This is a genomic window from Trinickia sp. HAY1-2D (assembly GCF_056754935.1).
This window is the reverse complement of the sequence record NZ_JBPGWX010000002.1, coordinates 1042048-1064633: the sequence shown is the minus strand read 5'-3', so window position 1 is coordinate 1064633 and position 22586 is coordinate 1042048. Positions and strand designations below refer to the sequence as shown.

24 protein-coding genes, 1 pseudogene and 1 riboswitch are annotated in these 22586 nt (G+C 61.7%); of the genes and pseudogenes, 6 read left to right on the top strand and 19 right to left on the bottom strand.

Features of this window, described 5'->3' with window-relative positions; all coding sequences use genetic code 11:
* Positions 1–47: 47 nt before the first annotated feature.
* Together ACR9ZC_RS11940 and ACR9ZC_RS11935 are read right to left on the bottom strand one after the other, a co-directional pair.
* Positions 48–332, bottom strand: coding sequence for a hypothetical protein (locus ACR9ZC_RS11940; RefSeq protein ID WP_481580435.1), 285 nt, complete (start codon positions 330–332; stop codon positions 48–50).
* Between the two features lie 316 nt (positions 333–648).
* Positions 649–810 (bottom strand): hypothetical protein, encoded by a 162-nt coding sequence (locus ACR9ZC_RS11935; RefSeq protein ID WP_173259740.1) that lies wholly within the window; start codon positions 808–810, stop codon positions 649–651.
* 326 nt (positions 811–1136) lie between these two features.
* On the opposite strand from ACR9ZC_RS11935, the gene ACR9ZC_RS11930 reads away from it, so the two are divergent.
* Together ACR9ZC_RS11930 and ACR9ZC_RS11925 are read left to right on the top strand one after the other, a co-directional pair.
* Positions 1137–2066 (top strand): Rossmann-like and DUF2520 domain-containing protein, encoded by a 930-nt coding sequence (locus ACR9ZC_RS11930; RefSeq protein WP_481580434.1) that lies wholly within the window; start codon positions 1137–1139, stop codon positions 2064–2066.
* 63 nt (positions 2067–2129) lie between these two features.
* A complete protein-coding gene (locus ACR9ZC_RS11925) occupies positions 2130–2693 on the top strand; it encodes a YggT family protein (RefSeq protein ID WP_331567641.1) in 564 nt (187 codons plus the stop codon).
* Positions 2694–2794: 101 nt separating this feature from the next.
* Here ACR9ZC_RS11925 and ACR9ZC_RS11920 read toward each other — a convergent pair whose 3' ends face one another.
* Positions 2795–3550, bottom strand: a complete 756-nt coding sequence (locus ACR9ZC_RS11920; protein ID WP_481580433.1) for an SDR family oxidoreductase — start codon at positions 3548–3550, stop codon at positions 2795–2797.
* A 236-nt stretch (positions 3551–3786) separates the two neighbouring features.
* Between ACR9ZC_RS11920 and ACR9ZC_RS11915 the strand changes: the two genes are divergently transcribed.
* Positions 3787–4788 (top strand): LysR family transcriptional regulator, encoded by a 1002-nt coding sequence (locus ACR9ZC_RS11915; protein WP_481580432.1) that lies wholly within the window; start codon positions 3787–3789, stop codon positions 4786–4788.
* Positions 4789–4816: 28 nt separating this feature from the next.
* On the opposite strand, the gene ACR9ZC_RS11910 is transcribed toward ACR9ZC_RS11915, so the two are convergent.
* The 5 genes and pseudogenes from ACR9ZC_RS11910 to ACR9ZC_RS11890 form a co-directional block, all read right to left on the bottom strand.
* Positions 4817–6370 (bottom strand): DHA2 family efflux MFS transporter permease subunit, encoded by a 1554-nt coding sequence (locus ACR9ZC_RS11910; protein ID WP_481580431.1) that lies wholly within the window; start codon positions 6368–6370, stop codon positions 4817–4819.
* 105 nt (positions 6371–6475) lie between these two features.
* Positions 6476–7792: an EmrA/EmrK family multidrug efflux transporter periplasmic adaptor subunit gene (locus tag ACR9ZC_RS11905; RefSeq protein WP_481580430.1), complete on the bottom strand. Its 1317-nt coding sequence runs from the start codon at positions 7790–7792 to the stop codon at positions 6476–6478.
* 33 nt (positions 7793–7825) lie between these two features.
* A complete protein-coding gene (locus tag ACR9ZC_RS11900) occupies positions 7826–9340 on the bottom strand; it encodes an efflux transporter outer membrane subunit (RefSeq protein WP_481582651.1) in 1515 nt (504 codons plus the stop codon).
* A 111-nt stretch (positions 9341–9451) separates the two neighbouring features.
* A pseudogene (locus tag ACR9ZC_RS11895) lies at positions 9452–9805 on the bottom strand (lecithin retinol acyltransferase family protein); the annotation flags it as partial.
* 424 nt (positions 9806–10229) lie between these two features.
* Positions 10230–11255, bottom strand: a complete 1026-nt coding sequence (locus ACR9ZC_RS11890; protein ID WP_481580429.1) for a LysR family transcriptional regulator — start codon at positions 11253–11255, stop codon at positions 10230–10232.
* A 436-nt stretch (positions 11256–11691) separates the two neighbouring features.
* Here ACR9ZC_RS11890 and ACR9ZC_RS11885 point away from each other — a divergent pair, with 436 nt between their 5' ends.
* The gene (locus ACR9ZC_RS11885; RefSeq protein WP_481580428.1) at positions 11692–12192 is read left to right on the top strand and encodes an Ohr family peroxiredoxin; all 501 of its coding nucleotides are present in this window, start codon (positions 11692–11694) and stop codon (positions 12190–12192) included.
* A gap of 109 nt (positions 12193–12301) precedes the next feature.
* On the opposite strand, the gene ACR9ZC_RS11880 is transcribed toward ACR9ZC_RS11885, so the two are convergent.
* From ACR9ZC_RS11880 to ACR9ZC_RS11865, 4 genes are all read right to left on the bottom strand, one after another.
* Complete coding sequence (locus ACR9ZC_RS11880; protein WP_481580427.1) at positions 12302–12541, bottom strand: hypothetical protein; 240 nt, start codon at positions 12539–12541, stop codon at positions 12302–12304.
* A gap of 303 nt (positions 12542–12844) precedes the next feature.
* Positions 12845–13168, bottom strand: a complete 324-nt coding sequence (locus ACR9ZC_RS11875; RefSeq protein ID WP_481580426.1) for a DUF190 domain-containing protein — start codon at positions 13166–13168, stop codon at positions 12845–12847.
* 45 nt (positions 13169–13213) lie between these two features.
* Positions 13214–13600, bottom strand: coding sequence for a fluoride efflux transporter CrcB (crcB, locus tag ACR9ZC_RS11870; protein ID WP_481580425.1), 387 nt, complete (start codon positions 13598–13600; stop codon positions 13214–13216).
* A gap of 19 nt (positions 13601–13619) precedes the next feature.
* Positions 13620–14594 carry a LysR family transcriptional regulator gene (locus tag ACR9ZC_RS11865; RefSeq protein WP_481580424.1) on the bottom strand — a complete coding sequence of 325 codons (975 nt, stop codon included), beginning with the start codon at positions 14592–14594 and terminating at the stop codon, positions 13620–13622.
* Positions 14595–14837: 243 nt separating this feature from the next.
* On the opposite strand from ACR9ZC_RS11865, the gene ACR9ZC_RS11860 reads away from it, so the two are divergent.
* A complete protein-coding gene (locus tag ACR9ZC_RS11860; protein ID WP_481580423.1) occupies positions 14838–15473 on the top strand; it encodes a 2-hydroxychromene-2-carboxylate isomerase in 636 nt (211 codons plus the stop codon).
* Here ACR9ZC_RS11860 and ACR9ZC_RS11855 read toward each other — a convergent pair.
* The 4 genes from ACR9ZC_RS11855 to ACR9ZC_RS11840 form a co-directional block, all read right to left on the bottom strand.
* The gene (locus tag ACR9ZC_RS11855) at positions 15441–16172 is read right to left on the bottom strand and encodes an aquaporin (protein WP_481580422.1); all 732 of its coding nucleotides are present in this window, start codon (positions 16170–16172) and stop codon (positions 15441–15443) included. The two genes, ACR9ZC_RS11860 and ACR9ZC_RS11855, sit on opposite strands and share 33 nt — an antisense overlap.
* Positions 16173–16177: 5 nt before the next feature.
* Positions 16178–16672: an arsenate reductase ArsC gene (locus tag ACR9ZC_RS11850; RefSeq protein ID WP_481580421.1), complete on the bottom strand. Its 495-nt coding sequence runs from the start codon at positions 16670–16672 to the stop codon at positions 16178–16180.
* Positions 16669–17004 carry an ArsR/SmtB family transcription factor gene (locus tag ACR9ZC_RS11845; RefSeq protein ID WP_481580420.1) on the bottom strand — a complete coding sequence of 112 codons (336 nt, stop codon included), beginning with the start codon at positions 17002–17004 and terminating at the stop codon, positions 16669–16671. The genes ACR9ZC_RS11850 and ACR9ZC_RS11845 overlap by 4 nt, the downstream gene beginning before the upstream one ends.
* Before the next feature lie 93 nt (positions 17005–17097).
* On the bottom strand, positions 17098–17985 hold the full coding sequence (locus tag ACR9ZC_RS11840) for a hypothetical protein (RefSeq protein WP_481580419.1): 888 nt from the start codon (positions 17983–17985) through the stop codon (positions 17098–17100).
* Positions 17986–18385: 400 nt separating this feature from the next.
* Positions 18386–18545, top strand: a riboswitch (FMN riboswitch).
* A 70-nt stretch (positions 18546–18615) separates the two neighbouring features.
* On the opposite strand from ACR9ZC_RS11840, the gene ACR9ZC_RS11835 reads away from it, so the two are divergent.
* Positions 18616–19116, top strand: a complete 501-nt coding sequence (locus tag ACR9ZC_RS11835; RefSeq protein ID WP_481580418.1) for a 6,7-dimethyl-8-ribityllumazine synthase — start codon at positions 18616–18618, stop codon at positions 19114–19116.
* A gap of 62 nt (positions 19117–19178) precedes the next feature.
* Here ACR9ZC_RS11835 and ACR9ZC_RS11830 read toward each other — a convergent pair whose 3' ends face one another.
* Genes ACR9ZC_RS11830 through ACR9ZC_RS11820 form a run of 3 tightly spaced genes read right to left on the bottom strand, consistent with a single transcriptional unit; the run spans position 19179 to position 22585 of the window.
* Entirely contained in the window at positions 19179–19970 is a 792-nt protein-coding gene (locus ACR9ZC_RS11830; protein ID WP_481580417.1) for a glucose 1-dehydrogenase, read from the bottom strand.
* 27 nt (positions 19971–19997) lie between these two features.
* A complete protein-coding gene (locus ACR9ZC_RS11825; protein WP_481580416.1) occupies positions 19998–21467 on the bottom strand; it encodes an FGGY-family carbohydrate kinase in 1470 nt (489 codons plus the stop codon).
* 35 nt (positions 21468–21502) lie between these two features.
* Positions 21503–22585 (bottom strand): ABC transporter permease, encoded by a 1083-nt coding sequence (locus ACR9ZC_RS11820; RefSeq protein WP_481580415.1) that lies wholly within the window; start codon positions 22583–22585, stop codon positions 21503–21505.
* Position 22586: the final 1 nt, after the last annotated feature.

The window sequence follows — 22586 nt, the reverse complement described above, 5'->3', positions numbered from 1 at the left end:
TTTACGGCACCTGCGTCAGCGCGAACGCACCGGCGCGTGGAACGCGATCAATAGCCCCAGGGGCGGCCCCAATAGCCACGATGGTGATGGTGCCACGGACGGCCGTAATAACCGCCGACATAAGCCGGCGGCCCATACCCATAGACGACGGGCGGCGGCGAATACACGACAGGGGGCGGCGCATAGTACACCGGCGGCGGTGGCGAATAGACCGGATAGGCCGGCGCAATCGGGAAACCAATCCCGACGCCGACCGACACGTGTGCCTGCGCCGTGGCGGCGAACCCCACGCCGGCCGCAGCCACTGCTAACAACGCAACGAGCTTTTTCATTTCTATTCCTTTGCGGTGCAGGTGCGGCGCCCACAACGGCGCACGACTGACCCGTGCACTGACATGTCAAATGTATAGAAAAAGCGTCGCACACACCGTGTGCATTTGTTGCAAATTGCAATTGCGCTCCGCGCCCAGCGCCGGGCCGCGCCATCGTCCGAGCGGAAGCAGCGACCGCCGCCGGTCCTCTTTACCGACCGACGGCTGCCGCGCCCACATTCATCGGTAATCTTTGATTACAAAACGATGTATCGGACCCACACCCCGGCACCTGAACGCCGGGGCGGCGCGACGAACCCGCAGACGGGTTGCCGCGTCAACCGACCTTCACATAGGTGAATTCGCGCGTAATGGCGGGGGGCACGTAGGCGCCACCGATCTTGACGCGCGGCGTCAGGCGCTTTTTCTGGTCCCACCAGATGCGCCGTTGCGAGGGACTCAAAAAGCGCAAGTGTTTGCGATAGGAAAAGACGTTCATCGTAACCCCCCATACATGGCTGCAACACCGGAACGAAAATACAACGCGAACTCATTCCAACCTTCGTCCATGCACCGGCGCGACGCGGGTGGCGTCCGTGCCCGCCTGGCGGCCTGCGACCGACGCCTTGCGGTCGCATCGCACTTGTTCGTTTTGCTGCCACTTTCTGCTCTGGCTCTCATACCACACCCGAAAACGATCCCCGAAAATCAGCACGAATCCCGGTTGCGCAACATGGGGAGTGTGGGCTAACGGCGACGCCGCTCGCCGCTGGCAATCCAGATGCGCGATACTGCGGCGAATTGCATTTGCCCATCGTTCCCGACATGCCGTTCTCCCTCGCTCCGCGGCTCGGCTTCATCGGCGCCGGCCGGCTTGCCCGCTGTCTGGCGCTCGGCTTCGCGCGCGCCGGCTATCCCGTGACTGCCGTCGCGAGCCGCCGCGGCGATACCGCGCGTGAGCTTGCCACCGTGCTCGGCGCCTGCCCGGCCGTGGAGGATCCGCAACAGGTCGTCGATGCCGCCGATATCGTCTTTTTAGCGACTCCCGACGACAGCATCGGTACGATCGCGAACACATTACAGTTCGATGGCGCCATCGCGCGCGGCGCCCGCAAGGCGCTCGTGCACTGTTCTGGGGCAACCGGCGTCGACGTACTGGCCGGCGCCGCGGCGCAAGGCGTGCTGACGGGCGGCTTCCATCCGCTCTTTCTCTTCAGCGGCGCCCCAGCGGACGTGGACCGTATCGCGGGCTGCTCGATCACGATCGAAGCGAACGCCGAGCTTGCCCAAGCATTGAAAACGCTGGCGCGCAGTATGTCGTGCCATCCGCTCGAGATTCCGGCCGGGCAACGGATGCTCTATCACGGAGCAGCCCACTATGCCGCAAGCTTCGCGCTTTGCGCACTGTTCGAAGCCGTGGAACTCTGGCGCACGCTCGGGTTGAGCGAGGAAGACGCGTTGCGGGCGTTGCTGCCGATGCTGAGCGGCACCATCGACACAGCCCGGGAGAAAGGCTTGGCCAATGCCCTCGCGGGCCCGGTTTCGCGCGGCGATGCGGTGCTGCTGCAAAAGCAATTGGCTTGCTTCGAGGCGCTCGGCAGCGATCACGCCGCCCTTTATGGGCTGCTCACGCGCCGTGCCGTAGCGCTGGCGCGGCGGCGTGCGAATCCACCGGCGACACTCGATGCAATCGATCGCATCGTGGAGGATTCGCTCGCCCGTACGCTGCAAGTGCAAGCCGCCAGTAAGCCGTGATATGGTGACGACCGGCGCGGCGCGCCGCACTTTCCTAAGAACCCAAGAACGAAAGGACCAACGATGTTCGGCGATATCGCCCGCTTTCTGCTCAACACCGTATTCACGCTTTTCGGGGCTGCGCTCCTCCTGCGGGCGTGGATCGTCGCGGTACGCATGCCGCCTTACAACCCGGTCTCGAATGCGGTCAACCACGCGACGAATTGGCTCGTTCTGCCCTTGCGCCATGTCTTCAAGACGGCGCGCGGAATCGACTGGGCGAGCCTGGTCGCCGCGCTGATCGCGGCGATCGTCTATGTGGTGCTGATGGTATCGGTCGCCGGTGTCGATCCGCTCGGGCTCGCGCCCGTCATCGCGATCGTGGCGTTGCTGACCGTCATCAAATGGGCGTTGAACCTGCTCGTCTGGCTGACGATCCTGATGGCGTTGCTCTCTTGGCTCAATCCGAGCTCGCCCGCCATGCCGATCCTGTATCAGCTGACCGCGCCGTTTCTCAATCCGCTGCGGCGCGTGCTGCCGCGCTTCGGCGGCATCGATTTGTCGCCGATCCTGCTTTTCGTCATCGTTCAGGTGCTGTTGATGATCGTGACGCGCGTGGCCGTTTCGCTGACGCTGTTCGGCATTTGAAGCGGCGGCGGCGGGCGGGTCGCAAAGCGGGCGCGGCCGGGATACGGCACGAGGCATCGGCGAGTGCGCACTTCATGGCGTTGCCGCATCCCGGTACGGAATCAAGCGTGCGCCCGAGCGCTGAGGCACCATTCGTCAAAACCAATGCGGCCTAGACGCGCCTCGCCCAACGGCACGAGCGAACGCTCTTCGACCACGCCGCCGAAATAACGGGCCTCCGGGTCGCGTACGACTTCGCGCACATCACCGACTGCCTTCAGATAGCGAGCGATGATTTCGTCGAACGGCGCGCGCTCCGGGCCCGCGATCTCGACTATCCCGTTTCGCGGCGCCGCGAGCGCCACCTGGGCAACGAAGGCCGCGACGTCGTCGGCCGCGATGGGCTGGAACAGACCGGGCGAAAGCCGGACGACGTTTCCAACGGTACCGGCATCGGCAATGCCGCGGAGGAATTCCATGAACTGAGTCGAACGGATGATGGTGTAAGGCACACCCGAAGCCTCGATCAGTTTCTCTTGAGCAACCTTGGCGCGGAAATAGCCGTTCTCGGGCGTCCGGTCCGCGCCGACGATCGACAGCGCGACATGGTGACGGACGCCGGCGGCAGCCTCCGCCGCATGAACGTTGCGGCCGGAAGTCTCGAAGAATTCCCGCACTGCCTTATCTTCGAACGAGGGCGAATTGGCGAGATCGACTACCACCTGCGCGCCGGCAATGGCCGCATGGAGCCCCTCGCCGGTGATGCTGTTGATGCCATTATTGGGCGAGGCCGCGACGACGACATGGCCACCTTGACGCAGAATAGCGACGGTCTTCGAGCCGATCAGGCCCGTACCGCCAATGACGACGATCCTCATGATTCACCCTCCATCTGGTTAGCGGCAAGGCGCCGGAGGAACTCATCGTAATGGGCGGGCGCGTGTCGCGGTAGACACGCAAACAGGCTCACTGTGTTGTCCTAATAGCAGCAATCGAAGTCGCTCGGCCCCGCAGCGAGTCGCGACCTCCCGCAATAAATGAAGCCGCGAACCGTGTCACAAACGGCAGCGCAGATACGTCTAGTTCGCTTATGGACTCCAAGACTTGCGCTCCCATGTCAACGTACCCCTCACGCTTTCCCCTTTCGGGCGCGGACGATCAGTTCGCAAGCAAAATGGCAACCAGTTTTGCTTGCGTCGTTTCTTTTTTAGCCGTCGCCAGCGAAGGCAGCTTCTCCCGCGCGGGCGACCGCCTCGGCATCGGTCGCTCTTCGGTCAGCCGGAACGTACAGAAACTCGAGGCCCAACTCGACACGCGTCTCTTTTTGCGCACGACTCGCAGTACGTCGCTGACGCGCGAGGGCGAGCTCTTCTATGAGAACTGTCAGCCGGGTATGGAGCGCATCGCCCAGGCGCTCGAAGACATGCGAGAGCTGCGTACCGGGCCGCCGCGCGGCCATCTGCGCATCGGTTCGACGCCCGGCTTCGGGCGCAAGGTCGTCGCGCCGCTATTGCAGGACTTTCACATGCAATATCCCGAGATCGAGCTCGAATTGCTGCTGAACGATCAGCCCGCCGACTTCACCGCCGATCGAATCGACGTGTCCTTTCGCGAGGGTCGCATGGAAGACAGCGGAATCGTGGCTCGGCAGTTGATCCCCATGCAGATGATTGTCTGCGCGTCACGCGGCTATGCGCGGATTCACGGTTTGCCGCGCCACGTCGACGAGCTTCCGAATCATCGCTGCATCAACTTCCGGACGGCTTCGGGCCGCATCAGGGAATGGGAGTTCAAGATCGACGGGGTCGCGCAGCGGCGCCAGCCTTTCGCGCACCAAACGTTCAACGACGCGGATCTGGTGCTGCAGGCTGTGCGCCACGGAGTAGGCATCGCTCAGTTACCCGCCTACCAAGTCTGCGACCTGCTCGAGGATGGGCAACTGCTCAGCTGTCTCGCGCAGCATGCACCCGACGATGGCGGCCACTATATCTGCTATCTCAGCCGCAAGCATCTTCCGGCCCGAATCCGGGTGTTCATCGACTACATGATCGAGCACACCAGAGCACTCGATTTGCAGCGTCTGCCGACGATGCCGACCTTATCGACAGTCGAATGACGGTAAGGAGGCACTGGAAGTGCCTGCTTCAGTGCGCAACTGCCGTCGCCGCGCCGCCGCCCTTTGCGGGCCGGGTGAGCCATACCAGCGGAATGATCGCAATGAAGATCATCGACGAGAGCCAGAAGATGTCGTTCAGTCCGAGCATCGCGGCCTGCGCATTCAGCGAGTGTTCGAAGAATGCCGCGGCCTGATCCATACCACCGCCGAGCATCGCGCGAAGGTTCGCGATGGAGCTCACATAGACGGGGTTGTTCACGCTCGATTGTTCGACGAGCTGCGCATGATGCAATATCGTGCGGTCGTTCCAGCCCGTCGAGATCAACGATGTGCCGACACCTCCCGCGAGGACGCGCATGAAGTTGGACAAGCCGGCGGCCGCCGGAATCTTGTCCGCCGACAGCCCCGACAAAATGATCGCGGTAAGCGGCGTAAAAAAGAGTGCCATGGGAATGCCTTGCAACAGCGTCGGCAGCACCAAGGTATATGCGTCGACGTCTGTCGTGTAATGCGAACGCATGAAGAACACCGCTGCAAAGCCGAGAAAGGCCAGCGTCGCGAGGATCCGCGCATCGGACTTCGGCAAGATCTTCGCCATCACGGGCGCGAGCAGCACGGCGAAGATTCCGAGCGGCGCCGTCACGAGACCGGCATCCACCGAACGATAGCCTAGATAACCCTGAATCCACTGCGGCAGGATCACGAGGTTCGAGAAGAACACCGCGTACGAGATCGAGATCGCAATTGTGCCGCCGCGGAAGTTGCGTTGCGCAAAGAGGCGAAGATCGACGATCGGGTGGTTCTCCGTGAGTTCCCAGATGAGGAAGAACAGGAAGCTGATGGCGGCAACGACAGCGAGCGTGCAAATCACGGGCGAGTTGAACCAATCGAGATCCTTGCCCTTGTCGAGCATGATCTGCAGCGACGCAACCCACGCGATCAGCGACAGCAGCCCCACCTTGTCGATGGAAAGCTTTCGCGCCGGGGAATCGCGGTCACGGTAGATCACCCAGGTGACGACGGCGGCAAACAACCCCACGGGAATGTTGATATAGAAGATCCACGACCAGCTATAGCTGTCAGTGATCCAGCCGCCCAGCGCAGGACCCGCAATCGGCCCGACTGTCGCCGTCATCGCCCACAGCGACAGCGCCGTCGAACTTCTTTCCTTCGGATACGAGCCGAGCAAAATGGCCTGCGACAGCGGAATCAGCGGACCTGCGACGGCTCCCTGCAACACGCGAGCAGCGAGTAGCACGATCAGGTTCGGGGCGACGCCACACAGCCACGACGAGAACACGAACAGCACGATCGCGGCCACGAATAGCCTGATCTGACCGACGCGCTGTGTCAGCCAACCCGTCAACGGAATCGCGACGGCATTGGACGCCGCGAAAAGCGTGATCACCCATGTGCCTTCGTCGACGGATACGCCGAGATTGCCCGAGATGGTTGGAATCGCGACGTTGGCGATGGAAGAGTCGAGAACGTTCATGAACGTCGCGAGCGCGACCGCGATTGTCGCGAGGACCAGTTTGCCGCCTGTCAGCGGTGGTGGTGCAATCTGCATCGAGGAATTCATCTCGCTTCCAGTCTGAAATTTTCGACAGGTCCGGCGTATCGATCCGGCCCGTCAGAGTAGTGAATGAACGGGAACACGAGCGCGGGTCGCGCTCCGGCAGGCAATTCAGCCTGCGTGATGTCTGGCGTCACTCTTATCGCTTGGGTCGCGCTTTGCGGAAGGCATCGACGATACGACGTCGCCCACGGACCCCGCATGCGACGAAACGCTGTTCTGCGCGATGATCTTTTCGATCTCGGCATCTGCCTGCGCGCCGTATTCGGCAAACACATTCGTGCGATACGACGTGCTCCTGGCGGCGCCGAGCTGCGGGCCGGTCTCGTTGCGCGTATCCACGTCGACATCCATCGACAGGCCGATACGCAGCGGATGCGCTTCGAGCTCCCTGCGATCGAGCTGGATGCGCACGGGCAGACGCTGAACGATCTTGATCCAATTGCCCGTCGCGTTCTGCGCGGGCAAGGTGGAGAACGCGCTGCCCGTGCCCGCTGAGAAGCCGAGAACGCGGCCGTGGTACCGGACCTTGCCGCCATACACATCGGCCGTCATCGTCACCGGTTGGCCGACGCGCATGTTGCGTAACTGGCTTTCCTTGTAATTCGCTTCGATCCACACGCCCTCGAGCGGCACGATCGCCATCAGAGGCGTGCCCGGCGACACGCGCTGCCCGACCTGCACCGAACGCCTCGCGACATAGCCGGTGACGGGCGCTGGCAACGTGTCGCGCGCATACGCGAGATATGCATCGCGGACTTTCGACGCGGCCGCCTCCACGTTCGGGTGCTGGCCGATCGTCGTGCGGCCGGTCAACGCGCGATTGGCTTGCGCCTGTCGACGTGCGGCATCGAGCGCCGCCTGCGCGGCAGTCACCGCGTCGCGCGCGTGCGCGATGTCCTCGGCCGACACGGCGCCCGTATCGGCGATGGCCTGGCGGCGGCGTAGATCATCCTGCGCACGGACCAGATCGGAGCGCTTCTGCGCGACGTTCGCGGCATAGAAATCGTTGTCCACGTATAAACGGCTGACCTGCCGCACGGCTTGCCCGAGCAGGGCTTCCGCGTTGCCGAGCGCAACTCTCGCATCCGCGTTATCGAGCGTAACCACGGGGTCCCCTGCCTTCACCATCTGTGTATCGTCGGCATTCACGGCAACAACAGTGCCCGTCACCTGCGGCGTCAACTGCACGAGATTGCCGCTGACGTACGCGTCGTCGGTAGATTCGTGGTAACGCGCATACGTCATGTAGTACGCACCGTAAGCCCCCGCCGAGACAACGACAGCCGCGCCGAGCAGCGCGAGCAGCAACTTGCGCTTGCCCGTGTCGGGTCCGGTCGCGACTGCGGCCTTCGGGTCAACGACTGCGTCACGTTTCGCGCCGCTCGTCCGGGTCTCCTGGCCCTCCACAGCATTGATTTCGCTCATTTCAGTTCTCCAGGCAAATTCGGTGGTGGCGCCTTAGCGCGCGGCGACAACAGGCGTTTTGAGTGCGGACGCTTGCGTGGGCGACGCTGCCGCGGAGTCTTGGTTCGACGTATCGACGAAACCGCCTCCCAGCGCGGAAGCCAGTGCAATCTGCTGATCTCGGCGGTTCATGCGCAAATCCGCGACAGCCTGATCGGCGGAAAGCGCGGCGACGTCGGCGTTCAAAACCGTCAACTGATTCGTGAGGCCTGCCTTGTACTGCATGAGCGCGAGCTTGTCGGCCTGGTGTGCGGCGTCCTGCGCGATCTGCGCATCCGCAAGCTGCGCATCCGTCGAACGGACATCCGCGAGTTGCTTGGCGACTTCGTTGAGCGCGCTCACGAGCGACTGGTTATAAGTCGCGACTGCGTAGTCGAAGTCCGCGTAGCGGCCCTTCAGTTGCGCGCGCAGTTCGCCCGCGTCGAAGATGGGTAGATGGATGGCCGGACCGACCGATGCGGTGCGGCTCGCCGCCGTCAGAAAGCGGCCGAAACCGAATGCGTCGAGCCCGATTGCAGCGCTCAAGTTGATGTCGGGATAGAACTCGGCCTTCGCCTCGTTCACATCGTGTGTCATCGCATCGACACGCCATCGCGCAGCCACGATCTCCGGGCGGCGACTCAGGAGATCCGCCGGCAGATTGTCGGGCAGGCGCACATCGTCACCCATGCCCAGCGTCGGGCGCGCGATCTGCAAGCCGCGGTCGGGACCTGCGCCAAGCAGCGCAGCGATCTCGTAGCGAACCATGAGGATGCGTCCGTCGAGCGATTTCAGCGCGGCGCGGCTCGTCGCGAGGTTGGCCTGCGCAGTCTTGCGCTCGACTTCCGTGTCCAGCCCCGTCGCGATGCGGCCCGCCGTGATCCGCTCGATCTGCTCGCGATGCGTGATTTCGTCTTGAGCGATGTCGCGCAGCACATACAGGCGCGCAAGCTGGTTGTACGTGCGAGCAATCGACGTCGTCAGCGTCAGCTTGACGACTTCCGCGTCGGCCCGGCTCGCCTGATGCAGCGAGATTGCCGCTTTCAGCGCTTCTCGGTTCTTGCCCCACAGGTCGAGATCATAGGACGCGCTCAAGAGGCCCTTGTTCTCGGTCTGCCACGAGCCGCCAAAAGGAGGCGGCACGAACGTCGTACTCGAGAACCGTTGACGCGTGAGCGAATAGTTCGCGTCGACCCGCGGCATCGTGCTCGCCTTCGCCGTCTCGCTGTACGCCGATGCAGCCTCAACGCGTGCACGCGCCTGCTCCAGCGTCGGACTACTTTTCAGCGCTTCCTCGATCAGCGCCTTGAGTTGCGCGTCGCCGAACTGGTCGGCCCAGTTGGCGGCGGGCCAATGGCCTTGTTGCTCGGGCAGGCTTTGCCGAGTGGCATACTGCTGCGGCTCGGCCATTTTCGCGTCGCCGTAGATATCGGCATAGTTCACGCACGCCGACAGCGCCGCCGCGAACATCACCACACCCGGTTTCAGCGCACGCGATACGCACTGCCCGATGTTTGGCTGAATGCTCATCTTCCGGCCTACCATGCGTTCCTCTCTCGCCAGCGCGAACAGGGTCTTGATGCCTTGCCATGGATTCCTTATGCATCGGCATACCTGTTCACTATGTCCGACACCTGACACACACCATGTGCAGAAGTGTTCGCAGTTATTGCTCAGCAACCGATATCGGTCTTCGCCCAAGCGGGATCTGGCTCGCTCCACGGCATCTATCCCGGTATAAATCGCGTCCGGTTCAGATCGAACCTTTATCGCTCTTCCCGCCGCAAAGCGGTGTAACGGGATATATTCAATGGGCCGACGTTGCGCGCAATGATGAAATCCACCGTAGTGAATCACCCGTCCATTCCCCGCATAAATTCCATGGTGCATATAGCCTTCCCGCTCGGTGACAATATGGGCGCCAACTTCGATGGCGCATTCGGCGATGCCCAGCTCCGGTGAAGTTGTGCGGCAATCAAGATATGAACTTTCCATGTCGAACCGCCCATGTTATGGGTGCAATAAGACGCGAGTCCCTCCGAGATTCCGCTCGGAGATCCAATTGGATGCCGGCCTTGCGAGCCGCATCTTTCCGTTGTCAGGCCTGATTGGCTATGGAAGATTGCGGTTTGAGAGGCGGATATCGGGCTTCAGATAATGCCGCTGAACGAGACGGCAATTGCAAGCCCGACACTCACCGCAGACAACATGATCCAGCCTGCAAACATCGATAGGGATCCGAGACGAAACATGACGCTCTCCACTAACGACCTCGACGCCCCGCCAACTCAATTGAGCTGATCTCGGTGTCATGTCGGAATAGTAGGCGTCGAGTCGCCACCTCGGTAGATACGCATCGGAACACTCACTGTTGCCCTGTGGACACCAATACAACATGCAACGGCACCACTTGTGGTGTTCACACCTGATGCAGGCTTTCCGAGTCGTCGGTATTGAATTCGCCCAGGCAAAGTGAATTGCGCGCCCGGATCTCGTCCGTCATGAAATCGACGAACACACGAATGCGTGACGGCAGATGCTGCCGGCAGAGATAGCAGATGTAGTGACCCCGGTCATCCGGAACGTATCGCCTTAGCGCCGCGACGAGTTCGTTGCGCGCAATGTAATCGCACACTTGATAGCCGGGCATCTGGGCGATTCCGCGGCCCTCCAGGACCGCTTGCAATACCAGGTCTGCGTCGTTGAAAGTCAGTCTGGCGGTCGGCAGATACTTTCGCATATGGCCGTCGACCTTGAAATCCCAATCAAAGACGCGACCGTTGAACCTCAGGTTGATACAGTCGTGCTGGGCCAGGTCTTCCAGCGTGGATGGAAGTCCCCGCTCCTCGGCGTAGGCGCGCGACGCGCAGAGTACCAACTGCATTGGAATCAACTGTTTCGCAATGATGCTGGAATCCTCGATGCACCCATCGCGAAACGCGACGTCGATCTGCTCCGCTGCGAAATCGACTGGCCTGTCGTCCAGAAGCAGGTCGACTGCGATATCGGGATAGACCTCGGAGAACCGGAAAAGCAGCGGAGCAACCACTTTGCGTCCGAACCCGACAGTCGAGAGGACGCGAAGGAAGCCACGCGGTGGACCCTGGCGGAGGTCCAGCATATCGTTCACGGCCCCAACGATATGAGCCACGCCCTGGTTGCAGTTCTCGAAGAACCTTTCGCCCTCTTGCGTCAGGGTTGTCGTTCTTGTCGTTCGGAGAAACAGGCGCGTACTGAGCTGCGTTTCGAGCTTCTGAACATTTCGGCAGACAGCCGAGCGCCCTACCCCCAAGCGCTCCCCGGCTTTGGCGAAGCTTCCCTCGGTTGCGACCGCCATGAAGGCGATGATCCCAGCGTAGCTCGTCGCGAAACAGGTAGACAAAGCGTCAGCATTATTTGGCAAGCCAACGCGGAAGCCTCGCTGCGATGTATCCGATTGGTCCATTGATAGCCCCAATACTGAGACGTGATCGGATCGGCCGTCCGGGTGCCAGCCTGCGCTGGCACCGGCAACGACTGCCAAGTTGCAACTATGAAGTGGCGGTCATTGGCGCAACTCCGGGGGACCGGAAACGGCTGCATCGAAAACTATCGGGAAAGGCCCCATTCGCATGCGGCGCCGTCAACCTGGAGATGTGGGTCTGGATGGAAGTGTAACACTCGCCTGTTTCGAAAGCAGTCCCTTGGACGAGCGCTTCATGTCCGATCATTTCATTTGGATTGTCGCCAAACGAGAAACATCATGTCGCCCATGGCGGCCCTACCGTTGATATCGGCGTCCGTTTACGATGGGGGCGGCATTGTCCCGTAGTCTGCAAGAGAGACTCCGACGAATCGCTGACTGGGGTCGGATCGCACGTCACTGAACTCGAGAATGCATCATGGACGAGAAAAAGCTGCAAGCCCCACCGCTTTCCCTCCTCGACAGGTATCGGGGCCGGGATTTTCATCCCCTCTATACAACGAGTGTCACCGTTTCCGGTGGCGAGACGGGACACGGGCGCGCATCTGGAGTGGCCCGCTCGGATGACGGAAATCTCGTTGTGGAGCTGCGGCTGCCCACCGTGTTCGGCGGCCCCGGGAACGGGACCAATCCCGAGCAGTTGTTCGCCGCGGGATTTGCGGCGTGCTTCCATGGAGCGCTGAATCTGCTCGGCAAACGCGCCGCGATGGACATCGCCGATACGGTTGTCGAAGTGCAGGTTTCGTTCGGTCGCGATCCGATGGACGGAGGCTATGCGTTGGTCATCGACCTGCGCGTCCGGATGCCGGGCGTCGATCGATGCGTGGCGGAAGAGATGGTTCGAACTGCCGAGCGCTTGTGCCCGTATGCAAAGATGGCCCGACAAGGGACCGTCAATATCGTGACCGTCGTTGACTGACCCAACGCCCATGGGGCGGCAAGCGCGCGTGATTGTCCGTTGTCGAAGACATTCCCTGCTTCACCGGCAGCAGGGCCGGCGCACCTGCGTCTTCAAAAGATCACACCACTCATCCGCTATGCGCCGGAATAGCCAACGTGCGCTCGTATCGCGTCAACCGCAGCTCCGTCGGCATCGACGAAAGCTGCTCCAGCAACGCCGTCAACCGTCGGCGATCGACGATCGACATCGTTGTGGCTTCCAACAGGTGCTCGATCTGCGAGACCCAGTATTCACGACGGATCAGCCAGGGAAGGCGGGCTAAAGTGTGCACCGTCTTTTCCAGTCGCTCGATTTCTCCCCTCACCATACGTATCCTCCTGCCCCGTCGGAAACCCACCGCTTCGTACGGCCGAATGTTTACGAGCCGTTCGATGAACTTGGCGCAACAACCATGCATCGAGTCGCGGAATGACGGTCAGGCCCACCAGGCTCGGGAGAAGGGATAGCCACAGCGTTCGCGCAAACGTTTGGCCGTTCATCACCGCCCTCTCGTCATGACTCCATGCCTCTTGTGTAACGGCTAACGAGTGCGGCACTTGATAGGGGCAAACCCTCATTCGGCACGTTCCCTCCCGTAATCGCGAGAGCCGGCCTCGGTTGCGTTCACGGTCTACGTATTGTCGATGGCACCGAAGCGAGCTGGGATGATCGCATAGAGGGCGCGCAGCTTTTCCTGCGAAACGCGTTCGATGAGACGCTTCGCTTCGGCCTCGGTCACGACGAATTCGACTTCGACCGTCAACGAGCCCTGAAGCTCGAAGAAGCGCTCCTCGTGCAGAACGCGATGCGCGCCGAAACCGGCCATCGCGCGAAAAGCGGAGCCGCCCGTCACGCCCATTCGGCTCGCTTCGGTCAGCAACCACTCCCACAACGGCTTCCAATGCAGCCGATGGTTTTCGTGGACATAAAACCGTAACAGCACATAGTCGTCCATGGCGCGTCTCCAGGAACGGTGGAGCAGGAGCGGGCGCCGGCCTGCTTACGCTGCGTAGAGCCAGGCTCGGGCTGTCCAGATGCCGAGACCGGTCAGCGCGAACGAGCCGAACACATGCAGCGCCGCTTCGATCAGCGCCCACGCAAATTGCCCTTGCGCGATCAGTGTGACCACTTCGGCCGAAAACGTCGAGAACGTCGTGAGCCCGCCCATGAAGCCGGTGATGACGAAGAGCCGCCATTCGGGCGGCAAACCGGCCTTCGCGGTGAAAAAGACCACGGCGACGCCGATCAGATAGGCGCCGATGAGGTTGGACGCAAGGGTGCCGAGCGGCACCATCGGAAACACCGCATTGAGTCCGATCGAAAATCCCCAGCGCAGCAACGCGCCCAAACCGGCGCCAATGAAAATGGAAAGCAGCGTGTAAACCAAGGTCCCGTCCTGATTCAAGTCATGTTCGGCGTTTTTTTATGAACCGGGATGGTACGGCAGACGAGGCCGGACGAACAGCGTCGTTCGCGTCGAATCGCCCTTCGAACAACTCGCGCTCACGAGCCAGCCCCTCGCCCACGACATCGAAAAACGCTCTGACGCGTGCCGTGCCTTTCAGATCGGAGTGCGCGACGATCCAAAGCTCGCCCTCGAGTTCCAGCACCGGTGCGCGCAGCGCACGGACGACGCCGGGCTGGCTGTCGCCGAGATAGCACGGCAATAGCGCGAGCCCGATACCGGCACGCGCCGCGACAAACTGGTTGATGAGACTGTTGGTCCGGTAAACGAAAGCGTCGGGAGCGGCAGTGCGAGCCAGCCATTCGGCCGCTTGGATACCCGATGCAGCGTATTCCCAGCCAACCAACGCGTGGCCTTCGAGTTCGTCGACGTGCGCCAATGCGCCGCCGTGCGCCTCCAGATATTCGGACGAGGCGTAAAGCGCCCATGCTACGTTGGCCAGCCTGCGGCCCCAGAGCTCGCCTTCTTTCGGGCGCACCGGACGCAGCGCGATATCGGCCTCCCGGCGCGAGAGATTGAGCACGCGATTGTCGACGGTCAGTTCGACCACGATGCCGGGATGGGCCTCTCTGAATGCCGCCAGGTGGCGGGTCAGCCGACTGAACGCGAGTGTTTCCGACGAAGTGACGCGCAATCGGCCGGACAGCCGATGGTCCCGGCCCGTGATGTCGCGATCCATGGCCAGCACCTCGTCCTCCATGCGTTCGGCCGCGGCAGCCATGCGGGCCCCGGCTTCCGTGGCCTCGTAGGCCCCGCCCGCCGAGCGTTCGAAAAGACGCACGCCGAGCCGGCTTTCAAGCGCCTTCAGACGTCGAAAGGCCGTCGAATGATCGACGCGCAGCCGCTCGGCCGCAGCCGTCAGGCTGCCTGTTCTATATACGGCGAGGACAAGGCGAAGTTCGTTCCAGTCGTTCATGAACGCGACGCTAATCGGCTTCTTGCGCGGTTGCAAGCCCGAACCGCGTTCGTATCATGGGTTTTGCGTCGACGCATCGGTCGCGTCGGGTCAAGCTGGGGCCAAAGGGGGGCGATGCGATCGGGACCGGCCCGCGCTGCACGAGATCGTCTCGCATGCGACACTGGCAGACATTCGCGCCCTGACCGGGGCGCCGTTTGTGCCGTCCGCGCGATGCACGCGCGTACCGGCCGAGGAGCGTCCATGCCCGACACCATCGACTGGTTCTTCGACGTAGTCTCCCCGTTCGCCTACCTGCAGATCGAACAGTTCGACAAGCTGCCGGCAGGCCTCGCCATCCGTCCGCGCCCGGTGGTGCTCGGCGCGATCCTGAACCACTGGGGCCAAAAGGCCCCCGCCGAGATCGACGCGAAGCGTACGTTCACCTACCGGCATGCGCTGTTTCGCGCACTGCAACTCGGCATTGCATACCGCATGCCGCCCGCGCATCCGTTCAATCCGATCAAGGCGCTACGCTTGACGATTGCGATGGGTGGCTCGCTCGATGCCGTCCGTGCGGTGTTCCGGCACATCTGGCGCGACGGACAGGAAGTGGCCTCACCCGAGGGCTTTGCCGCACTGTGCGAAGCGGTTGGCTTTCCGGAGGGCGTCGCCGCCGTCGAGCAGCCTGCGGTGAAAGACGCCTTGCGCCATCACACCGACGCGGCGATCGCACTCGGCGTGTTCGGTGTGCCCACGTTCGTGCGTAACGGCGATCTGTTCTGGGGAGAAGACGCGACCGCGATGTTCCTGCAATGTCTGGAGAGCGACTGGCTGGCCACGCCGGAAGTGCAGCGCGTGAGCGCGTTACCGGTCGGCGTCCGGCGTAGCGGATCGTGACATCCAGGCGCGCCCGTGGGACTCCATGACATTGGGATGAGCGCTGCCGCCCCGACTGGACTGCAGCATCCGATGAAGCAGTAACCCGATCGCCGCGCCGGCGCATTCGGCCAACACGAAGGCCGGCACGCTGTGCGGCGCGATACCCGCAAAGCTGTTGCTGAACATACGCCCGAACGCCGCCGCCGGATTGGCGAAGGATGTGGAGGCAGTGAACCAGTATGCCGCGCCGATATACGCGGCCACCATCGACGAGACGCGGCCGTTTGGCGCGCGCAGGATGACGAGGAGCAGGCCAGCGGTAGCCACGACCTCGGCGATCCATTGGCCCGTGCCACCACGGACCTTGGTGGACAATTGCACGATGCTCATATCGAACATTGCGTGCGCCAGCCAGGCACCGAGCACGGCGCCGATCAACTGAGCCGCGATATAAGGCGCCAGTGCGGCGCCAGGCAGCTCGCCGCGCACCGCCATGACCGCGCTGACCACCGGGTTGAAATGTGCGCCACTGACCGGCCCAAGCGTCTCGATCAGGACATAGAGCCCACCGACCGTAGCCGCTGTATTGGCGAGCAGTGCCAGCGCGACGTTTCCGCCGGCCAGTCGCTCGGCCATGATGCCGGACCCGATGACGATGGCCAACAGCAAAGCCGTACCCAATGCTTCGGCGGCGAGCCTGCTGCGCAGATCGGACATGGCGCTCAATTCCTGGAAATGCGTTCGAGCTCGGCCTGCAAGTCGGCATGGGTGAGCGTATCGAGCGGCAAGGCCAGAAGCTGCAACATGCGGTAGCCGATTGCCTGGCGCGTCAGCTCGAAGGCCTGACGCTTGCCCGCATCGCCCCCGGGTGCGTTGGACGGATCAGCGTAACCCCAATGCACCTTCACCGGACTGCCGGGCCAATAAGGGCATTGTTCCGCCGCAGCGCTATCGCACACCGTAATGACGATGCTCATGCGCGGCGCGTCGTCTCCGGAGAACTCATTCCAGCTTTTGCTGCGATAGCTGGCCGTGTCGATGCCGGCGTCAGCGAGGACTTCCAGCGCGAATGGATTCAGGCGGCCGCTCGGCGCGCTCCCGGCGCTGTAGGCGTGCACATGCTTGCCGAGCTTTCGTGCCCAGTGGTTGAGCATGGCTTCGCTCAGCACGCTCCGTGCGGAGTTATGGGTGCAGAGGATCAGTACGTTGGTGGTCATGAGCAGACGCGCTTATCGCACGCGGTGACGCTGGTTTCCAGGCACTTCTCGCCTTGGCAGCAGTTGGCGGTGAGGAACTCGAGCAGTGCGCCCATGTGGCCGTAGGCTGCCCGGTAGATGAGGTTGCGGCCTTCACGCTCCTGGGTCACCAGGTGCGCGTTCATCAGTTCCTTGAGATGGAATGACAGCGTCGCCCCGGGCACATCGAGCTGCTCGGCGATCGCGCCGGGAGTCAGGCCTGCAGGACCGGCCACCACCAGCATCCGGAAAACTTGCAGGCGGAGGCCGTGCGCGAGCGCGGCAAGGGATCGGACGACGTCATTTTCTTCCATATTTCCAATATAGTCGAATTGTTGGTGCACCGCAATGCGAAAGATGTGCGTGCGGCGGGGTTCGCCCGGCGAACGAAAAGACCGCTATCGCGTCTAGCGCGCGCCCAGCGGCGCCGGAGATTTGGGGTTCAGGGCCGCGGCAGTCGAATCGTTGTTGGCGGAGGGCTCGGCGGTGCGCTTCATTTGCGCCGCAATGTTGGCGAACTGCCGTTCGTATGCAGCGGTATGGCCTGACTTCACGGCGGCGCTCACGTAATCGTTCGCCGTCGGGTAGGCGGCACGAACGTCGCCGAACGGACCGATACGGGCGTACCAGTCGGAAGGATTCCCGAAACCCATTTGCTCCAGACTCCGGCGCGCCTCGGAAAAGTATCGAACCATATCGGTCACCGACCCGTACTCGGCGGTTTCCTTCAATCGAGCGGCATGCTCGATGCCGAGGCGTCCATGCTTGACATGCCGGTTGAGCGTCTCGAACTCTTCGCCCCGATACAGGTTAGAGATTTCCACCGCAAGCGCTGGCAGCGACCGGTGAGCACCGCCCGGGGCATCGCTAGCCACTTCCTCCGAAAGATGGATGCGACGCAGTCCGGGGTGCGTAAAGGCTTTGGGCAAATGGTCGCCTCGGGCAACGGTGATCGTGACTCCCCCTTCGCCGACCACCTTTTTCATGCGTGCGCGAAACGTCGGCGATTGCTCGTGGAGTACCTCGAGTTTCGCAAGGAGATTCGATACGCGCGGATCGTCGGCCGGATTTCGGATATGCGCGGCGACAGCAGTCCACCCGCTCGACTTGGTCACCGCGGCCGGTCGTGCGCTGCTCGCAGCCCGCCCGGGCAGCCCTTGCAGGTAGCCATCGGCGAGCGCTCGCCGACCACGAGAAGCGGACGACCCGGCGGCATTCGATGACGATGCTTGGCTCCCGCCCGTAGCGGATGCGATCGGGTGCGCCCCGTTCGTGCGAGTGATGTCGAAGCCCATTTCCGCGCTCGTGATGCCGTTACCGATAAAGGGAACGTCATGCTGACCCCGGCTGGTTCGAAGTGCCGCATTGTCCGGCGAAATGCGGGGGCGCTGCGCGAAGGCATCGCTAGACGTCCGCTACGCTCGCCGCCGTGCAGCGAAATGATTCCCGCCCAGGTGCGATGGGACCGGGTCTTATCGCTGATCGTATCGGCTCGGCGACGGCCCGCGCCTCATGCGGTGATTCCTTTTCACGATCGTCCCTTATGGCGCCGGCCGCCGGAGATATGGTGAGCCAAGGCGCCGGCAAATCCGTGTCGCATTATCGACATCGCCATCGTTCGCTATATGCCACCATCAGGGCGAGCGTGCAACAGGGTCGTGGGATCCGTGGTAACGTACGCTCCGTTCGTCAAGAACACGTTCTCGGGGCGGGGTGCAATTCCCCACCGGCGGTAATCGTCTTTCACGGACGTAGCCCGCGAGCGCTCTGTTTCGACATTGCTGCGATAACAGAGGTCAGCAGACCCGGTTGGATTCCGGGGCCGACGGTATAGTCCGGATGAAAGAGAACAGGACAGCCAGCATTCCCGCGCATGCGGGAGACGGCTGTTCTTCGCCCTGTTTACTCAAAACAGGCTGAAATCCATGAACAAATCTCTCTCGATCGAAACACAAGCACCATTCGTTTACGGCGGCAATGGCACCCGGATCGCCTTTATCCAGGCATGCTGGCACCGCGATATCGTCGACCAGTGCAAGCACTCTTTTCTGAACGTCATCAAAGAGCTCGGTTACGGCGTTGAGGACATCGACCTCTACGAAGTCCCAGGCGCGTTCGAAATCCCCCTGCATGCCAAACGGCTCGCCCAGAGCGGTCGTTACGCAGGCATCGTCGCGGCAGGACTAGTCGTCGATGGCGGCATCTATCGCCATGAATTCGTCGCTCAGGCGGTTATTTCAGGCTTGATGCAGGTTCAGCTCGAAACAGGTACCCCCGTGTTTTCCGCTGTTCTGACGCCGCACCACTTCCATCACGGCGAAGAACACATCAAGTTCTTCACCGATCATTTTGTCGTGAAGGGCGCGGAAGTCGCACGGGCATGCGCAGATACGGTACACAAGGTTTCTCTGCTACAACCTGCCTGAACTCGGACACCGCCTGCGGTGCAAGGTCGCGGGCAACATTGCTCGCGACTACGCACACGGGCTCAGGACATGAACATGCCACCATCCACGTTGATGGCCTGTCCCGTGATGTAGGCCGCGTCATCCGACGCAAGGAATGCGACAAGACCCGCGACATCCTTGTCGCTGCCGGCGCGCTTCATGGGAATGCTTTCGACCCATTCGGCCATGAGTTGCCCGGGCTTGTAGTCGCCCAGCAGCTTGCCCCACGCTTCGTCGTTGTATGACCACATATCGGTCGCGATAATCCCCGGGCAAAACGCATTCACCGTGATGCCAGTCGGTGCCAGCTCTTTCGCCAGACTCTGCGTGATTCCCAGAACGCCGAACTTGCTCGCTGCATAATGTGGCGTGTAGACAAAACCTTGTCGCGCCTGTCCCGATGCGGTGTTGATGAGGCGACCCGCTTTTCCCGCGCGCAGCATCCGCTTCGCCGCTTCCTGGCAGCAAAGGAAAACGCCTTTGGTATTGACCGCGAGTACCTTGTCCCATTCGTTTTCTGTCAGATCCTCGAGCTTCGCGATGGTAATGACGCCCGCGTTCTGGACAGAAACATCAACCTCGCCCAACTTGGCTGCAACTTCTTCGTAGAGCGCGACGACCTGGTCCTTGCTGGTAACGTCCGCTTCGATGGAAATGGCCTCGAAGCCCGACTCACGCAGTTGGGCTGCCGCGTCATGCACGCCCTTCTCGTTTGCCGAGATGCATACTTTTGCGCCCTCCTCGGCGAAACGCCTCGCAATACCCAATCCGATGCCGCGGCTGCCGCCCGTTACCACCACAACCTTGTTCTCGAAACGCTGCTGGAATGCCATTTCTCGATCTCCATTAATCGACGGAGCTCAAAGCCGCCCGATCCATTGCAACCACTGAGCGTGATTTCTCGAGGCAGCTTCGACGCCCGCCCCCGGCTCTACACGTCTTGCCACCACCCGGGTCTTGCGATATTCGTCGAGGGAACTGATCGCCCCAAGCTTCAACGCCGCAAGCACTGCCGCGCCTGCGGCCGATATTTCGCTCAGTGCGAGCGTACTGACGGGCCGATTCAACGTGTCGGCGAGATATTGAAGAAGGAACGGTCTCTGCACCAACCCACCGTCGACGAAAAGTTCGCGCAGCGGGACATGGGCCTCGCCCTCCATGACGGAGATCACGTCCTTGATTTGGTAGACGATCGACTCATAAGCCGCCCGCACCACGTTTTGCCATGATGTCGAAAAGTTCAGGCCTAGGATCTGTGCGCCGCCCGGATATTTCCAATGCGGGCATCCGATTCCTGAAAACGCGGGAATGAAAAAGACGCCGCCGTTGTCGTACTCCGTGAACGCGCGCTCCGCCTCTATGAAGTCGTCGAAGAGTCGCAGTTTCTCTTTCAGGAACGAAGGCGTCGAACCCGCACTTATCACGATGCCTTCGAGTGCGTAATCGATACGTTGGTCAGTGGCAAGGCAAACGGTCGACACCAGGCCGTGAGTGGCAGGCAAAGGCTTGTTGCCCACGTTCATCATGATCGACGAGCCAGTGCCCATCGTGGCCTTGGCCATACCGGGGCTCAGGCATCCCTCGCCGACGGCCGCTGCATGAGAGTCACCGATCATCGATACGATCGGCACAGGCCGATCGAAGATGCCATCGAAATCGCTTGCACCGAAATCGAATGACGACGGATGCGGTTCGGGCAGTTGCAGCCCCTGCAAACCGAAATCAGCGAGCAGTTCACGATCCCATTCCAGATTGCGAAGGTCGAACAGCATCGTCCGGGACGCGTTCGTATAGTCGGTGCGGTACGCCGTACCCCCGGTCAAACGATGCAGCAACCAGCTATCCACCGTACCGAAGTGCGCTGTGCCCGCCTTGATATGCGATCGCACCTGCTCATCGTTTTCGTTCAACCAGACGAGCTTCGTACCCGAGAAGTACGGGTCGATCAACAGCCCCGTCTTCTCGGCAATGGCGGGTCCCCTACCTTCCCTCTTGAACCGGTCGCATATGGCAAGCGAACGTTGACATTGCCACGATACCGCCGGCACGATGGGCCGACCTTCCGCGTCCCAAAGCACGACCGTCTCGCGCTGGTTCGATATCCCGACACCAGCGATGTCCTTGCTCTCGCCTTCGAACGCGCCGAGGCAACTGGATACAGCTTGCAGCACCGACTCGTAGATGAGATCCGGATCCTGCTCGACGAATCCCGTACGCGGATGGGTACAAGGCACAGCTACGAAGCCACGGGCGTGCACCTGCCCTTCGGAGTCGAAAACGAGCGCCTTCGTACCGCTCGTGCCTTGATCGATCGCCAGAATGTATTGCATGTCCGCTTTCATGAAGGCAGTTCGAGTCCAGACGCTCACGCGGTGAGCGAAACCATGCGGGTTTGCAAACGCTGTTGCAACTGGTCGATGACTACCGCGAAGATGATGACGAGGCCCTTGATGACCATCTGCCAGAAATCGCTGATGCCGCACATCACCATGCCATCGCCGAGAATACTGATCACACAGGCACCGACGACCGAACCGAAGACCGTGCCGCGGCCACCCATCAATGCGGTACCGCCCAACACGACCGCGGCAATCGCATTCAATTCGAACGTCTGGCCCGTCAATGGGTGCGCGGTCTGCAATTGAGCTGTGATCACGAGCCCGACGATCGCCGCGCAAAAACCCGAGAACATGTAGACGAACAGCTTCACCCGATTGGTACGAATTCCGGAAAAGCGAGCGGCCTGCTCATTGCCTCCGATCGCATAGATGCGGCGACCGAGCGGCGTGCGCTTTGCAATGAAAATCGTGACGGCGGCGAGAATCACCATGATCCACACGGGCATCGAAAGCCCGAGAATCGTGCCGTTTCCGAGGAACTCGAAGCCCGTGTTGCCCAGAGCCGGGTTGCCCCCGAGATCGGCAAAGGTGCCGCCATTGTTGACGAGCAGCGCTGCGCCGCGCACGACGTACAACATGCCGAGCGTTGCAATGAACGGCGCCACGTTGAGCGCCGTGATCAGGTAGCCGTTCACCGCGCCGATGACCGCACCCAACGCGCAAGCGATCAGCGTCACTCCCCACGGGTTGAAAAACACCACGTAGTGGCCAAGCTTGACGCCTTCGAGCAAAAGATACCCCGCCGCCATACCGCTGATGCCGACTATGGAGCCGACCGAGAGGTCGATGCCCCCGGTCAGAATAACGAGCGTCATTCCGATCGAGAGAATGGCGACGATGGTGACGTGTTTCGCCATGATCAACATGTTGCCTGCCGAGAGGAAGTTTTCCGCCGCAAGCGAGAACACGATGATGATCGCAAAGAGTGCAATGAAGATCCGCAGCTTGAGCACGCTCACCGCGATGCGGGCAGCCATGTAAGCAGACTGACGGTTGTGTTTGCCGTGAACCGGCTGGATCGAAGGATTGCTGCTGTTCGGAGTGCTCATG